We start from the raw sequence: 518 nt of genomic DNA, 5'->3' as shown, positions 1-518 counted from the left end.
GATGCCGAAGTGATCCGGGTCCGCGTTGGCCAGCGCGGGGATGGACGGGGAGGGCTCGCCGTCGGTGATGCCCTTGAGGTCCTGGTGTATGGCGAGCAGGGCCAGGTCCACGGGGGAGGGGCCGAAGGCTTCTCGATCGTGCTTGGGCTGCTGGCTGCGGGAGTCGGAGGACATGCCTGCCTTTCCGGGCTGTCGACGGCGGCTGTGGGCCACATCCTGCCAGGTTCGCTCAGTCCTGGTCCGCGACCAACTGAGGATTGCGGGACAGGACCATGGTCACTGCCGTGGTGCACACCGTCTGGACCAGGAGGATGCCGACCAGGACCACCAGCTGGAACATGGCGGCCTCGGCCGGGGATGCACCCCCGAACAGCGCCCCGACGAAGGCGCCGGGCAGGGTGACCAGGCCGGTGGCGCGGGTCTGGTCGACATTGGGGATCACGGCATCGCGGGCGGCCCTCCGGGCGATGTACGAGTAGGCGACCGCCGGGGTGGCACCCAGCGAGAACCAGGCCTCC

At 69.9% G+C, this 518-nt stretch carries 1 protein-coding gene; it reads right to left on the bottom strand.

The annotated features are described in order from the left end of the window. Positions 1–229 precede the first annotated feature (229 nt). Positions 230–518 (bottom strand): ABC transporter permease (locus GTW58_RS14020; protein ID WP_168023654.1); only part of this gene is annotated, 289 nt, incomplete at its 5' end.

The organism is Kocuria subflava, from assembly GCF_012163155.1.
Classification (GTDB): domain Bacteria; phylum Actinomycetota; class Actinomycetes; order Actinomycetales; family Micrococcaceae; genus Kocuria; species Kocuria subflava.
Note: the sequence above shows the minus strand (reverse complement) of the source record. Positions and strands in the feature narration are given on the sequence as shown.